The organism is Rhodococcus sp. T9N (assembly GCF_024436645.1).
GTDB lineage: Bacteria > Actinomycetota > Actinomycetes > Mycobacteriales > Mycobacteriaceae > Rhodococcus_F > Rhodococcus_F qingshengii.
Window position 1 is genome coordinate 235885 of sequence record NZ_JAMSKS010000001.1, and the last position, 14852, is coordinate 250736.

Consider the following 14852-nt stretch of genomic DNA (forward strand, 5'->3'; position numbering starts at 1 on the left):
CACATCCACTTTCTATCGAGGAGGGGTGTCGGACGCGGGGAGCGGCCCGCCTCCGTCTGGAATCTTGCGTCCGGAATCGCGGTACTGAACCGCGGCATGGAATCCGTCGCGCTCGGCAAAATCCTTGAACCAGCGCCCCTCCGGGGAGTGACGCGTAATTCCGTCGAACAGGGTTGCCAGTACCTGGGTGCCTTGCAATCCCATGTTGTCGTACGCCTGGTTGATCATCATCTTCTGCATGGCCAACTGATTGAGCGGAACACCGGCGATGCGATCCGCCAACGCTTCCACCGCCGAGTCCAATTCGTCGGCCGGCACCGCTTCGAGCGCCAATCCCCAGTCAGCCGCAGTGACACCGTCAATGGTGTCTCCCGTCAACAGCATTCGCTTGGCACGCTGGGCGCCGAGCCGGTACACCCACATCGCCGTCGTCGGGCAACCCCACACACGCGCAGGCGGGTATCCGATGCGAGCGTCGTCGGCCATGATCAGCATGTCGCAGGACAGCGCGATGTCACTCCCACCGGCAATCGCATATCCCTGAACCTTGCAGATCGTCGGCTTGAGCGATCGCCAGAGCGTGAAGAAGTCGTCGGTGTTCTGCTTCATCCCGCGAAAGTCCTTGATGGGGTCCCAGACCGGGCCCTGGTTCCACTTTCCGTCAAGGTCGCCTTCGGCAAACTTCTTGAGGTCGTACCCGGCACAAAACGCCTTGCCCGCACCTTGCAAGACGATCACACGGACCTCGTCGTCGTCATTGGCTGCTGCCACCGCGTTTCGAATGTCCGACGGCATCCGGTCGTCGATCGCGTTGAGCCGATCGGGACGGTTGAGCGTGATATACGCTTTACCACCGGACGTCTCGTACTTCAGGGTCGCAAAATCCGTCATCATCGGTCCTGTCGACAGAGCGCGCCTCGCTCGGAACGAGTTGCGCTAGTTCTGGGTGAGGAGCAGGCGAACGACGCCTGCCCATTGACTGATCGAACGACGCGCAGACGCGTCGCTCTTCTGCACTGCCCGGGACAGCGCCAAACCACGGAGCATCAGCACCGTCAGATCTGCAATCTGCGAATAGTTCTCGGAAGCAACAATTTCGGGACCGAAAGCGTCGTGGACAACTCGCCGCAGATCCCGTCCGGCGATTCGCTCCGATTCCCGGAGCACCTCGGCCAACACCGGATCCGTCCGCGCTGCGGACCACAGTTCGAGTTCCGCTTGAAATGGCGGCTGAGTCAACGCCGAATACAGAGCGGAGATCGAGTTCTCGATCGTGTCAACCGACGAATCCTGCCGAGACATGGCAGCTCTTACCGCCACCTCGTTCCGTACGACGATGTTCGACACTAACGCCGCAGTGAGCTCCTGCATGTTCGGAAAGTGGTGCAGCAGAGCGCCCCGACTGACTCCGGCAGCGGTTTGCACCGACTGCGCCGTCAGAGATGAATAACCGTCCGCTATCAGTAAATCCGTTGCCGCATCGAGAATCCGGTGGCGCGTCGCTTCGCGCTGCGCATCGCGCAGGGTCACGGTCTCACCTCCAACTTCTCGAGTGGCATGGATCACAGTTTCACAGTCCATTCAGACTGTCAATGGCCGAAAGCCTCCGGCGTACTCTCGATGCACCGGCCCTTCGGACTGATCGGAGCAACACGTGACGACCTCACCGCCGACCGTCTCGCTGACGCTCGACCAACTTGCTTCACGCGCTGCTTCCCTGATCACCGACGACGGTCGGAGAATCCTCGGCATCACGGGCGCACCGGGAGCCGGAAAGTCGACGGTGTCACAGGCAATTGTGCGGAAATTAGGTTCTCGTTGCTCCATCGTCGAGATGGACGGTTTTCATCTTGCCAATCGGGAACTCGACCGACTCGGCAGGCATGAACGCAAAGGCGCACCGGACACCTTCGACGTCGACGGCTACGCGGCTCTACTACGCCGACTCCGAGCCTCGAACTCGACGGTCTATGCTCCGGTCTTCGATCGCGAGTTCGACGAATCAATAGGCAGCACAACGGCTGTCGATCCATGTACACCGCTGATAGTCACCGAGGGGAACTATCTCCTCCTACCCAGTCGTGGATGGCAGGAAGTGCGAGCAGCACTCGACGAGGTCTGGTATCTCGACGTTCCGGAGGAAACTCGGACGAAGCGCTTGGTGAAACGCCACAGCCGCTTCGGAAAGAGTTCCGAAGCGGCTGCAGAGTGGGTGAAACGGGTAGATCAGCCGAACGCCGAGTTGATCAGCGCAGTCAGGCCACGCGCGGATCTGATCGTCAGAATCGATCGGTCCGAGCCTCACTGATGTCAGCTGAAAACCTAAGAACCGCCGCCGGTTCCGAGAAAAGTGGCCAGCCCGGCAACTCCGGCGATTCCGCCGAATATCGCCGCCAATGCACCGGCGACGGTGATTACGCTGTCGAGCGCTTTGAGATCGGTGTCGGATGAACCCATGGCAGTCTCCTGGAGTCAGAATTGAAAGTGGGGTTGAATGTGCGCCGAAGTGCGCAATGTTGCACACGTCACTTTACCGGCATTCGCGACCCGGATCAACGAAAATTCTCTCCAAATATGTTGCACTGCAACATATTTAAACAGCATCTTGCAGGTCCACCGAGGCACGACGACGGCCACCTGCCCGCAGCGCGGGCAGATGGCCGTCGTTGGATATTGCCGAGGAGTCAGACGCTCGTCACATGCATGACGTGCTTGGCCCTCGTGTACTCCGCCAGTGCGAGCTCCGACAGATCCTTGCCGTAACCCGACCCGGCGAAGCCACCGTGAGGCATCTCAGCGGCGAGCATTCCGTGGGCTCCCACCCAGACGCAGCCGAAGTCCAGTTCGGCCGTCATCCTCATCGCGGTGCCGTGGTCGGACGTCCACACGCTCGACGCGAGAGCGTACTTGGTCCCGTTCGCAAGTTCGATCGCTTCAGCCTCGGTGGAGAACGACTGTACGGTGACAACCGGCCCGAATATCTCTTCCTGGACCAGCTCATCTTCCTGCTGCACCCCGGAAATAACAGTCGGCAGATAGAAAAACCCTGGTCCAGCTGGCTTTCCCCCGCCAATACATACGTTCGTATTTGCTGAGCGTCTCTCTACTAACTCCGCCACTCGATCACGGTGAGCGCGGCTGACCAGGGGGCCGAGACAATCGCCCGATTCCGGTCCGCCCAACCTCAAGTCCGCGGCCGCAGCCGTCAACTTCTCGGTGAACTCCTCCGCAACCTCCTCTTGAACGAGAATCCTCGTCGCAGCGGTGCAATCTTGACCGCTGTTGTAAAAGGCTCCGGCAACAATCCCCGCGACTGCGCCGTCGAGGTCCGCGTCGGCGAAAACAACGGCGGGTGCCTTGCCTCCGAGTTCGAGATGCAACAGCTTGACGTCTTCCGACGCGGCCTTTGCGACCGAAATACCCGCTCTCGTCGATCCCGTCAGCGCAATCATCCGAGGAACCGGATGAGCGACGAGCGCGGCTCCGGTATCGCGATCGCCGCACACAACGTTCAACACCCCCGGCGGATAGATCTGCGCTGCAAGCACTCCCAGCATCACCGCGGTTTCCGGCGTCTCCTCGGCCGGCTTGAGCACGAGGGTGTTTCCCGTCGCGAGTGCCGGCGCGATCTTCCAGATCGCCATCATCAACGGGTAGTTCCAAGGAGCGATCGCACCGATCACGCCAATGGGTTCACGTCTGACATAAGACGTAGCACCCTCCGTGTACTCCATTGCGGCAACGCCCGGCAGAGAGCGGGCAATACCCGCGAAGTACCGCAGAAAGTCAACACACTGCGGGATCTCGTCGTCTCGCACCTGCCTGAGAGGCTTGCCGGTACTGCGGCATTCGACCTCGAGGAAATATTTCGCGTTTGCTTCCAGCGCGTCCGCGAGGGCCAGCAGCAACTCCTGACGGCGCGCAGGGGTGGACCGGCGCCAGGACCGCGCAGCCTTCTCGGACGAACGGCAGGCTCGGTCGACGTCATCGGCGGAACCGACGGCAGCACGGGCGTATACATTGTCGGTCACCGGATCGACCAGCACGGAAAGTCTACCTGCCGGGCTCTCGCACGTTCCGTTGATCACGTGACCAAACGCTGCGACAGTCATCGAAGTTTCCACCGTCATGAGCGCGATCCGGGGAGCGCGACGAAGAACTTCTTCGACGGCTCAACCGTCTCCCAGGTACCGCGAAACGACTGCGGCACGAAAAATGCTTCCCCAGCGGAGAATTCGCGACGGTTTCCATCGAGGTCGATCAGCGCCACCCGGCCGCTGATCATGATGCAGACCTCGTCGTACGGATACGGGTCGCACAAGAGCGTGCCGGGCTCGCCTTCCCAACCACCGCCGAAGTATTCCCCGTTCGGATCTCCGAATGACCTCCATTCGGATTCCGACCAGTTCGGGCTCGCGTCGTCACCCCACTCCGGGATGAACCGCGTCCCCTGCCCTGGCCCGAACATTCGAATGTCGTTGACACTCATGTCATTTTTCCTTCGTGTTGGAGCTGGAAATTCGTGCAGCAAACAGATTCAGTACGTTTGCAGTTATTCGTTCGGTGAACGGATCGTGATGGATCAGCCCGTTCACCCATTCGGTGGAACCTGCGTTGAACACGGAGCCGAGACCTCGCTTGTGACAGGCGACCATTCCCGATCCGTATTCGAGATCACGAAGGTGATCTGGAGGCTCACTGCCATAGAAGCATTCGATGATTCCCTGCACTTCGGCGAAAGGCGCACCGATCGGAACTTTCCCGTTCCATTTGTCCCGCGAACCCGAAACTGCCGGCGCCATCGCGATGATCTCCAGATCCTCGGGAGCGCCGTCGACGCCGGTCGCATACGGCTGGCCCTTCCGGAACGTGAAATCCACGCCGTCCATCTCGAATCCGGCAACACAGATCGGGGCGATCCCGAAGTTGTCTCCGTAGTACAGGTCGGTTCCGTTCAACGCCCAATGATCCGGCCGGTATACCGTGAAACCGCCCGAAGACCTGGGAGTTGTTGCACCGTAACGATTGTAGACACCGGCCATGCCGGTCAATCCCATCGTCCACGCCCCCGGTCGGGCAACCTCGGGCGAATCCCACGCCGTCGTCACCCGGGTCGGGTCGACTTCTCGCATCGGATCGTCGAACGGATTCTTGTAACAGACTTGTGCGTCGTTTTCGAGGCGTACCTGCCACAGGAAGTTCCCGCCGAATCGCGCCAGACCACCACCCTCTTCGACGAAATCATCTATGCGGTCACGCATCTCCCAGGACCAGTACTCGTCGTGACCGACGACAACTGCGCATGAATATCCCTGCAGCGCCGACGGATCGTTATGCAGATCGTGTTGTGTCACGTGGTGGACGCGGAACCCCTGCTCTTCCGCCCAGACCGTGAACGGCCTCTCGTAAGTGGCCCAGAAGGCGTCCGCATGGTGACGCGAGTAACCGTTCACCCACGCCCATTCGTACGGCGGGTGACGGGGAATCCATCCGATTCCCGGTGTGTCGGTGTGGATGTTGCGTGCTGCACCCTCGGGTTTGCGCAACATCCCCCGCGCGACGGGACGCTGCGTCGAGGAAATCGGTGTCGGCACATCGCCGGAGCCGTCCGGAACACCTCGGTAGTGGTTTGCCCCACCCCAGTCGTTGTAGGCCAACATCGTGCTGGTGGTGTGAATGAGTACGAAGTCGGCATGCTCGGGTTCGCGCGCCTTGACGACGAAGAAGCCCTCCCGCTCAATAGTCACCCCTTCGTGGAGCATCCGGACCAGAACCAAGTACATGCCGGACGTCCATTTCGGATCTATCTCGACGGCAAGGGATTCCGCCCAGTCGCAGCCCACTGCGTACGCGTCGGCAGGCGTCTGCTGCTGCTTGCCCGGCAGACCGACGTATTGCGCGACCTGTTGCGGCCGGGCGCCGTCTCGAACAATTTCGAGGTCGTATTCTTCTGCGGTGGTATGCACTCGGATCGAGACGGTGTCACCACCGAAGTACGAGAACCTGTCCGCATAGACCCATATCTCGGGAGCGCCCGGAACAATTCCGGGACGTTCGACCAACCCTCCGGGGACCGACCATGCGTATTCGCTCATGCCGACAACTCCTCGACCGAGTGTTCACGTACGCGCATCCCGCGGACCACGCCGAATGCGAAAGCCAACAGCAATGGCGCTGCCAACAAGAAGTTTTGCGCGGTGGTCAACCCGGTCAGGTCACTCATGTTCATCAAGAGGTATCCGAGCGCGACGATCAACGCCACTGCAGCGAGCGAGGGTGCAATCAACCTCTGCCACAGACCTTCACCGCGAGAATCCTGCGAGAAGAACCTGAGCACGGCGACGGAAGTGAGAACCTGCAACACCAGCACACCGATGATCGTTGGTGTATTCGTCCACACGACTACTTGGGTGTACGGGTCTGCGGGCGTCAGCGCAAAGCCGGCGATTGCCGCGAATACCAGTGCGCCTTGTGTGATTCCGGCGACGCTCGGCGTTCCAGTGGTCGGCGAAACCCGTGCAAGCGCGGCAGGAAAGACTCTCGCGCGCCCCATGGTGAGCAGATAGCGACTGCAAGCATTGTGGAGGGCAAGGCAACCCGCGAAGAAGCTCGTGACGATCAACAGATGCATCATGTCGGTCATCATGGAGCCGGCAAATTCATTGTTGAGATCGAAGATCAGCTCGGACGGGTCACCGCCGAGTAGGTCGCCCATCCGACTCGGGCCGACGGCCTGCACGATCACCCAAGCACAGAATGCGTAGACCACAGCCAGAACAGTGACTGCTGTGTAGGTCGCACGCGACACTGTGCGTTTGGAATCGACAACTTCCTCGCTGTAGATCGCCGTTTGCTCGAAACCGACGAAGGAGGTGAAGGTCAACACGAAGACGCTCGCCAGTCCGGCTGTCATGAAGGTCGACGGCGAAAAACTGTCGAGCGACAGTCCTTCGTGGCCGCCTTTCAACAGAACCGCCACACAGAAGACTGCGAGGACGCCGAGCTCGAGCGCCATCAAAACGGCCAGCACCTTCGCGCCGATATCGACCCTGCGATATCCCACCACCACGACCAGAACTGCGACCGCCAATGCGCAGGTGTAGACGGAAACGGTTACTCCCAAGAACAACTCGATCGTCGACGAGAGAAAGATGCCGCAAGCGACGACGAATCCGATCTGGCCACCGAGATAGCCGATGTAAGCCAGCACAGAGGCGCCTGCGCCGACTGTTTTTCCGAGCCCTTCGGTGATGTAGGCGTAGAACGCGCCCGCGCCGCGGATATGCCTGCTCATCGCCGTGAAGCCGACGGCGAACAGTAGATAGACGATCCCGGGAACGACGTACCCCACCGGAAGCGCAGCGCCGGAAACCATCAGGCCCAGTGGCGCGAATCCCACCAGGATCGTCAGTGGCGCCGCTGCGGCGATGACGAAGAAGACCAGATGACGGCTGTTGATAGTTCCGGCGCGCAGGCCCGAGGATGACGTGGGAGAACCGGATTCAGAATGCGTTCCTGCACCGGGAGGGTCGGTTTTTTCGGTCATGGGGAGGCTCCGCGAGTTAAGGCAAGTATGCGCCTGCCTGGTCAGGTTTCCCGAGGTTCGCCCGAATTTCTCTCGACGTTCGCCCGGTGTTCCTAAGAGAGTGCCGAATCGTTTCATCAGTGTCAATACCTGCGCTGAAACGATTCGACGTTTTGTTTTGAGGTGCCCCTCACCGGTGCACGCAACATGCCGAAACGATTGATCGATAGGCTGGAGACAAACCGACCAACGAGTAGAAACGATCCGCAGTGGCTACCCCTGTTTCGCCGACGCTTCGTGATGTCGCCAACGCCGCCGGCGTCGCGGTGTCCACGGTCTCCTATGCACTCAACGGCAAGGGCCGGGTCGACGCGGCCACTCGCGCTCGGGTTCGAGAGGTTGCCGACCGCCTTGGATACCGTGCCAATCGGTCGGCCCAGAATCTCAGGTCGGGTCGGACTGCCACCCTCGGGCTGATGCTCCCCGCTCCCGACCAACTGTCATCGGCCGAGTACCTCAATTTCGACTGGTACGGGCGCGTGGCGACCGCCGCGACCCAGGCTGCATTCCACGCCGATCACTCACTCCTCCTACTACCGTCGATGAAAGATCCGAACGGACTGCGGCGCATCGAGATGGACGGCGTACTGGTCGTCGACCCGATGGTCGACGACCCGCGCGTCGAGGTTCTGCAGAAGATCGGAATCCCCTCTGTCGCAGTGGGTCCTGGACACTCCGGGCAGTTCGGATACTCCACCTCACCGGACCTCGTCTCCACCACAGAGACTCTTCTGAACCACCTCGCCGAACGTGGGGCAAGGGACATTTTCGTCCTCACTCCCGGAATGCATTCGGAGTGGACCCGCGCAACGACTTTCGCTTACTTCGAGTGGTGCCGCGCCCGAGGCGTGGCACCACGCACCAGCGAGGAATTGACGTCGTTTCCGGGCGCCAGCACCGTCGAAGGCCTCATCGGCGCCGCGTATGCGGCCACCCGCGAGGCCCTCGACTCCTCGACTCCGCCGGACGCGATCCTGTCGTTGATTCTCGGTTGCGCCCCGGCAGCGGCGCGAGCGGCCCTCGATCTCGGGCTGTCGATTCCCGGTGACGTCTTGATTGCACAGGACAGTGACGAACCCGCCCTGCTGGTTTCCCAGCCCCCGATCACCGCATTCGACTTCTTCCCCCAAGAACAGGCGGCAGCGGCCGTGCGGGCGCTGTTGGCTCTGGTCAACGGTGACGAACCCGCAGTTCAGAGCTATACGCCTAGCGAACTCCGCGTGCGAGCGAGCACGGCCCATTCGCTCACACCATAAATTCACCTGGCACCGATAGACTGATTTCCGAATTATCGTCCGTCGCCTGCCGAGAGGAATCAGGTCATCGCGCACCGCTCCCGCGACCGCTTGGCCGGGTATCTCGCCGTAGTGCTGGTCTGTGCACTCGCCCTCCTCGCATCTGTCAGCAGTGCGACCGGCCTCGACCGCGACGTCGCTCCGGTCCGCATCGCCTACGCCGCGGCCGCAGACACTTTCGGCGATCTGTATCTTCCAGAAGGATCGGACGGTGACCTGCCGGTCGTCGTACTCATTCACGGCGGTGGATGGGCCCAGAAGAGCAATCTCGAATACGCGGGCGCGTGGGCAAAAACCCTGACCCCGTACGGAATTGCGGTCTGGAACATCGAATACAGACGCGTCGGCGGTCAGGGTGGTTGGCCGACCACGCTCTCCGATACCGTTACGGCCACCAACGCCCTGGCCGGCATCGTTCAGGAAAAGGCTTCCGGGCGACTGGATTTGAGCCGTATACACATCGCCGGCTACTCCGCGGGTGGACAACTTGCCGCCTGGGTCGCATCGCGATCCCAACAGGGTGCAGACGCCCCGGAACCAAACCTCTCGGTGCCGGTTCGCTCGACGACGATCATGGCCGGCGTCTTCGACATGACGCTCGCCGCAACCGCGGGCAAAGATCGATTTGTTCGAAATCTTCTGGGCGGCATGCCTACCGATCAGCCCGATCGCTACCGCATCGCATCACCGATCGAGCACCTCCCCACCGGCCTCCCCGTCACGGTGATCCACGGACTCGGAGACAAGGTCGTGTCGGTCGAACAGAGTCGGCGCTATGCCCGTGCCGCCCGAGCAGCAGGCGACGTGGTCGATCTGATCGAACTTCCCGGCGTCGGCCACGGCGAGTTCGGCAACCCGACGACCGACGCCTGGGCTACCACCAAGCAAGCAATAATCGGCCACATAAATGCCTCTTGAGCAGGTAATACGGGCCACAGTGCTCTCAGCCGCTCGAAATAGAATTAGCTGAAACTCAATCGATGACGTACGGTGGGGTTATCAGAGGGCAGCCGTCAGTCAGGCAGCCGGTCGCTTCGCCCGGAACAACAGTTCCAGTATTCGTTCCAGGGGCAGACTTCCAGTTCGGTGCAAATCCGCGCCTTTGATCACTACGCACTTTCATCAGTCCCGCAGATTGTTGACCAGGCCGAAGGCTCCGACGGAGTCCGCCGCCAATCGCGTACCGACTGCACCAGTATCAACATGCGCTACACACCGCACGGGCCCAAAGACCCTGCGGTTCAAAGGAATACCTTGATCAACACCATGATTCACCCCGACGACACGAACAACCAGACGAACAGCAACTCGACGAACGGTCTACGGATCCCGACTACTTCGGGCCGGATCCGCGAGCGCGGTATCGAAATCGTCTGCACCCTCTACCGTTGCAGCACCGACGAAGCCGCCGAGCTGTTGCTCCGACATTCTCAGACCAACAACCTCAAGGTCACCAGCCTGATCAAAGCGCTTGTCGCCCTGATCGACGAAGACACGTCCGGCACTGGTTACGGAAGCAGTAACACGCTGGCGTCTCACTTCTGGCTGCGTGAGATCAGAAATCTCAGCCAGACCCACCGACGCAGCGATCATTTTCATCGCCATCTCGTCGGCGCGTAACCGGCGCTGAACGACAACTGACCTGAAACGACAGCTGGGGCAGTACACGGAAATCGTGTACTGCCCCGGCTGTCGTGTTTTCAGTTGTCAGGCGGAAGCCGACTCTCGGCAATCAGGCGGAAGCCGATTCCTTGTTCAGGCCCTGCTGAGCACTGTCGGTATCGGTCGCCTCGTCCACGTGCTGCGGAGCGAAGAGCAGGCACACGATGCTCAGGATGCACATGCCGATCAGCAGTGCGATGACCGGCCAGATGCTGCCGGTTGCCTTGTACATCAGCGTCGACACCAGCGGTGACAGTCCGCCGAAAATAGCGCCTGCACCTTGGTACGCCAACGAGATGCTCGTGTAGCGCGCCTGCGGCTTGAACATCTGCGACAGGACGGCGGCGATCGGACCGTACGTGGCCGCCAGCACCAGTCGCATGACAGCGAAGGTCAGGAAGATCAGGAACACGGATCCGGACTTCAGCACCAGGAACTGCGGCGCTGCGAGAATCGCGACTGCCGCAAGGCCCCAGATGACGACGCGGACGCGTCCCACCTTGTCGCCGAGCCACGCCACGCCGAGAGTCGCGATCAACTCGACCACTGCAGCGACACTGAGCGCGTTGAGAATCAACGTCTCCGACAATCCGACATCGGGGTCGGTTGCGTATGCCGTGATGAAGGTCGTCACGAGGTAGTAGCCGCCGACTGCGACGGGCAGAATGCCGATGCCCAGGATGATCGGGCGCCAGTTGGTCACCAGCGCGTACTTGAGCGGGAGCATTTCCGGTACGTCCGCGGACTTCACCTCGGATTCGAAAACCGGGGACTCTTCGACCTTCAGGCGAACGACCAAGCCGACGAGAATCAGCAGCGCCGAGCAGAGGAACGGCAGACGCCAAGCCCACTCGCGCAGAGCGTCGTCGCCGAAGGTGGAGAGAATGCTGAAGAAACCTGTGGCCAGGAGCGCGCCGGCCGGGTTGCCCAGCTGAGCGAAACCGCCGTAGAAGGTCTTCTTGTCCTCGGGTGCATGCTCGACGGCCATCAGGACCGCGCCGCCCCATTCGCCGCCGACGGCAAAGCCCTGGACGAAGCGGAGCAGTACCAGCAGTAACGGCGCCCAGAACCCGATCGACGCGTAAGTGGGCAACATGCCGATGAGGAACGTGCCTGCACCCATCAGCGTCAAAGTCACAACCAATGCGGTGCGTCGGCCCATCTTGTCACCGACATGGCCGAACACGATTCCGCCGAGCGGGCGAGCGAAGAAACCGACGGCGTATGTCGCGAACGCCGCCGCAACGCCGGTCAGGCGGTCGGTTCCAGGTGGGAAGAAGATGTCACCGAACACCAGGGCTGCTGCCGTGGCATACACGTAGAAGTCGTACCACTCGATAGTTGTACCGACGAAGGCTGCAAATCCCGCCTTGCGGGCCTTCACGATCTGTTGCTCTCGGTTCATTACTTTTCCTCGGTGGTCGAAGTGCTCGACAATAGGTGGTTATGACCTGAATGTGCGAGTTCGCCGTCGATCCAGGTCTCTCGGACCTCGATCTGCGCAATCGCGTCGGCCGGAACCTCGAGGGGATCCGCGCCCAGAATGACGAAGTCGGCCCGCTTGCCGACCGAGATGCTGCCCAGCTCTGCTTCGCGGCCCAGCGCACGCGCACCGTTGAGGGTGTGAGCCTGCAATGCCTGGTCGGCGGTGATGCGGAGTGCATCGGAGCCGAGCTGATGGCCCTGACGCGTCACACGAGTAACGGCTGCCTGAATTGCTTCGAGCGGCTTCGGCTCTGCGACGGGGGCGTCGGAGCTGATGGTCACGGGAACTTCGGCAGCGATGAACTCGCCGAGCGGGTTGAACCGCTCGCCCGGAGTGCCGATCGCAGCGGTGACGCCCTCGCCCCAGTTGTAGTAGTGCTGTGGCTGGTTTACCGGATAGACACCGGCCAGGTTCATCCTTGCGATCTGCTCGGCTGTCGGGAGTCCGCAATGCTCGATGCGGTGACGAGCGTCGGTGTCGGGGTGAGCCTTCTGCGCAGCTTCGATGGCATCGAGCACCATGTCGATGGCGGTCGGTGACTGAGCGTGCGTGGCGGTCTGCAGACCCACCGAATGTGCCTTGGCAATCAGCTCCGAGTAGTCCGCCGGCTCGTGGTAGAGCTGCCCGGTGCGGCACGGGTCGCCCACGTAGCCATCGGGGAAGTATGCGGTCCAGCCGCCGAGTGTGCCGTCGGCGTAGAACTTGATGCCCCCGAACGCGAGCCGCGAATTGCCGAAGGCTCCGTGCATTCCCGTGTCGATGACGTGATCGAGGAGGTGGCTGAGCATGTACATGCTGACGCGGGTCTTGAGCTGATCCTGCTCGGCCAGACGCAGGTACATGTCGAATTCACGCCGGGTCACCTGGCAGTCACCGATGGTGGTGACGCCACCGGCCAGGAACTTGTCCTGAGCGACCGACAGCTGGCGAAGGTGCTCTTCCGGCTCGTCCTCGAGATGGAAGTTGGGGCCGTGATGGCCGACCTTCACTCCGTTGACGCCGGTGAGAATGTTGCACGCGGCGTCGGAGAGCTCACCGGTGAGTTCGCCGTCTTCATCTCGGAAGAACTCGCCACCGGCCGGATTCTCGGTGCTCGCGTCGATACCGTGCTTGTCGAAAGTGAAGGAGTTGACGACGCCGCCGTGACCGCTCGCGTTCATGAGATAGACCTCGCGATCGGTGGCCACCTGATCGAGCTCTTCCTTGAGCGGGTGACGCCCTTCGATCAGGTTGCGGTGCTCGTAGCCGTATCCGCGAATCGGGACGCCCGCAGGTGCTGTGAGCGCCGCTTCCTGAAGTAGCGCAATGATTCCGGGGATGGAATGTGCCTTCTCCGGCCCACAGTCCACCCAGCTGAGCATCTGCCCGTACATCAACGGGTGTGCATGTGGATCGACGAAGCCGGGGACGACGGTGGCGCCGTCGAGTTCGACCACCGCGGTTGTGCGAGTGCTCAGCCGACGCGCCTCGGTGCGGCATTCCTCGAGCGTTCCCACCGCTGCAAAGCGGTTTCCGAACACCAGGAACGCTTCGGCTCCCACCGTGCTGTCGTCAACGGTGTGGATCTTGGCGCCGGTGAAGATCGTGCCGGTGGCGTCGAGAGGCGAGGCTTCGTGCGTGTGCAACTTGCGCATGGTGGTCCTTCGTCGAGATGGTGGTGCAGGTCACTGCGTGTTGAGCGAAAACTACGCCCTGACCTGTAGCTATGCAATGCATCAAAGTTTCAGACCAGGCGGTATACAACTTTTTTGTATGAGTTTTCGAGCATTTCTGCACTTATCCACATCATTCATGGCCACATGCGACTGTTCTAATAGGAAGCTCATACAGAAAAATCTCTGGAAAAGTTGGGGCAACCATGACGGTCGATCTCGATTCCAAGCTCATTGCCGCACTTCAGCGCAACGGGCGAGCGACGTACCGCGAACTGTCCGTGGCGGTCGACGCCCCACGAGCGGCGGTGTCCACCAGAGTGCAGGCGCTACTCGACTCGGGAACGGTGTCCGTAGTGGCCGTCGCGCACCCCGAACTTCTCGGGTTGAAGGCGCTTGCACACGTCTCGATCGCAGTGTCCGGACCGATGACCCCGGTGCTGGACGCGTTGATCGCATCCGAGGCCGCCGTCTACATCTCGGCAGTCAGCGGGCAGTACAACGTGATTGCGGAACTTCGGGTGCCCAGTCACGACGATCTGTACCGTGCCATCGCCGAACTCCGCTCACAACGTGGCGTTCGATCCGTGAGCACGCTGGTCTACGTCGACGTCATCAAGGGAATCTTCATGCCCGAGACCGCTTTACAAGCCGATATCCGACTCGACTCGACAGATGTCGCGTTGATCGAACTGCTCGAGCGCAACGGGCGAATGCCCTTTCTCGAGCTGGCCGAACACACCGGACTGTCGCCGAGCGCCGTGCGCAACCGGGTCAATCATCTGATCGCGAGCACGGCACTGCGCGTCGGCGCTGTCGTCAAGCGGCGAGGTGGTGGCCGAACGCTGGCGATGGGCATCGGCGTCAATCTGGGCTCACGGGACGACAACGCGGTATCGGAGATCGAGTCGCTGCCCGGAATCGAATTCCTCGCCCGGACCCTCGGACGATACGACGTGATCGCGACGGTTGCCGCCAACTCCTCGAGCGACCTGCATGCGCTGTCCGAACGAATCCGCGGGATCGACGGTGTCAGCGGCTTGGAATCTTGGGCACATCTCGAGGTATTCAAGGAGCACTACGCCCGCAGCCTGGACGTACGCGGGTAATTTCCGAGTCATTGACCCACTTGGTCGGGCACGCTAACCTCGATCAAGTCATTGACCCACTTA

The 14852-nt window shown here is 61.2% G+C and carries 14 protein-coding genes; 5 read left to right on the forward strand and 9 right to left on the reverse strand.

The genetic code is table 11. The annotated features are described in order from the left end of the window. Positions 1-12: 12 nt before the first annotated feature. Both M1L53_RS01165 and M1L53_RS01170 read right to left on the reverse strand, forming a co-directional pair. Positions 13-891 (reverse strand): crotonase/enoyl-CoA hydratase family protein, encoded by an 879-nt coding sequence (locus tag M1L53_RS01165; protein ID WP_223304467.1) that lies wholly within the window; start codon positions 889-891, stop codon positions 13-15. 45 nt (positions 892-936) lie between these two features. Further along, positions 937-1530 carry a TetR/AcrR family transcriptional regulator gene (locus M1L53_RS01170; RefSeq protein WP_007730510.1) on the reverse strand — a complete coding sequence of 198 codons (594 nt, stop codon included), beginning with the start codon at positions 1528-1530 and terminating at the stop codon, positions 937-939. Positions 1531-1654: 124 nt separating this feature from the next. Between M1L53_RS01170 and M1L53_RS01175 the strand changes: the two genes are divergently transcribed. Then, entirely contained in the window at positions 1655-2308 is a 654-nt protein-coding gene (locus M1L53_RS01175) for a nucleoside/nucleotide kinase family protein (RefSeq protein WP_054187004.1), read from the forward strand. Positions 2309-2322: 14 nt separating this feature from the next. Here the strand turns inward: M1L53_RS01175 and M1L53_RS01180 are convergent, their stop codons facing one another. From M1L53_RS01180 to M1L53_RS01200, 5 genes are all read right to left on the reverse strand, one after another. Further along, complete coding sequence (locus M1L53_RS01180; RefSeq protein WP_003942853.1) at positions 2323-2457, reverse strand: hypothetical protein; 135 nt, start codon at positions 2455-2457, stop codon at positions 2323-2325. A gap of 227 nt (positions 2458-2684) precedes the next feature. Continuing rightward, complete coding sequence (locus M1L53_RS01185; protein WP_168421997.1) at positions 2685-4112, reverse strand: aminobutyraldehyde dehydrogenase; 1428 nt, start codon at positions 4110-4112, stop codon at positions 2685-2687. 14 nt (positions 4113-4126) lie between these two features. Beyond that, on the reverse strand, positions 4127-4489 hold the full coding sequence (locus tag M1L53_RS01190) for a cupin domain-containing protein (protein WP_007730501.1): 363 nt from the start codon (positions 4487-4489) through the stop codon (positions 4127-4129). A 1-nt stretch (position 4490) separates the two neighbouring features. Beyond that, positions 4491-6095, reverse strand: a complete 1605-nt coding sequence (locus M1L53_RS01195; RefSeq protein WP_042921484.1) for a N,N-dimethylformamidase beta subunit family domain-containing protein — start codon at positions 6093-6095, stop codon at positions 4491-4493. Then, a complete protein-coding gene (locus tag M1L53_RS01200; RefSeq protein ID WP_054187002.1) occupies positions 6092-7546 on the reverse strand; it encodes an APC family permease in 1455 nt (484 codons plus the stop codon). The genes M1L53_RS01195 and M1L53_RS01200 overlap by 4 nt, the downstream gene beginning before the upstream one ends. Before the next feature lie 248 nt (positions 7547-7794). Here M1L53_RS01200 and M1L53_RS01205 point away from each other — a divergent pair, with 248 nt between their 5' ends. The 3 genes from M1L53_RS01205 to M1L53_RS01215 all read left to right on the forward strand — a co-directional run bounded on the left by M1L53_RS01205 (position 7795) and on the right by M1L53_RS01215 (position 10500). Then, complete coding sequence (locus M1L53_RS01205) at positions 7795-8841, forward strand: LacI family DNA-binding transcriptional regulator (RefSeq protein ID WP_054187001.1); 1047 nt, start codon at positions 7795-7797, stop codon at positions 8839-8841. A gap of 90 nt (positions 8842-8931) precedes the next feature. Beyond that, on the forward strand, positions 8932-9798 hold the full coding sequence (locus M1L53_RS01210; RefSeq protein ID WP_232318988.1) for a S9 family peptidase: 867 nt from the start codon (positions 8932-8934) through the stop codon (positions 9796-9798). Between the two features lie 336 nt (positions 9799-10134). Beyond that, positions 10135-10500 carry an antar domain protein gene (locus tag M1L53_RS01215; RefSeq protein ID WP_054187008.1) on the forward strand — a complete coding sequence of 122 codons (366 nt, stop codon included), beginning with the start codon at positions 10135-10137 and terminating at the stop codon, positions 10498-10500. 112 nt (positions 10501-10612) lie between these two features. On the opposite strand, the gene M1L53_RS01220 is transcribed toward M1L53_RS01215, so the two are convergent. Next, positions 10613-11947, reverse strand: coding sequence for an MFS transporter (locus M1L53_RS01220; RefSeq protein ID WP_050656991.1), 1335 nt, complete (start codon positions 11945-11947; stop codon positions 10613-10615). Beyond that, positions 11947-13662 (reverse strand): amidohydrolase, encoded by a 1716-nt coding sequence (locus tag M1L53_RS01225; protein WP_054186999.1) that lies wholly within the window; start codon positions 13660-13662, stop codon positions 11947-11949. The genes M1L53_RS01220 and M1L53_RS01225 overlap by 1 nt, the downstream gene beginning before the upstream one ends. 224 nt (positions 13663-13886) lie before the next feature. Here M1L53_RS01225 and M1L53_RS01230 point away from each other — a divergent pair, with 224 nt between their 5' ends. Beyond that, the gene (locus M1L53_RS01230) at positions 13887-14789 is read left to right on the forward strand and encodes an Lrp/AsnC family transcriptional regulator (RefSeq protein WP_007730473.1); all 903 of its coding nucleotides are present in this window, start codon (positions 13887-13889) and stop codon (positions 14787-14789) included. Positions 14790-14852 lie beyond the last annotated feature (63 nt).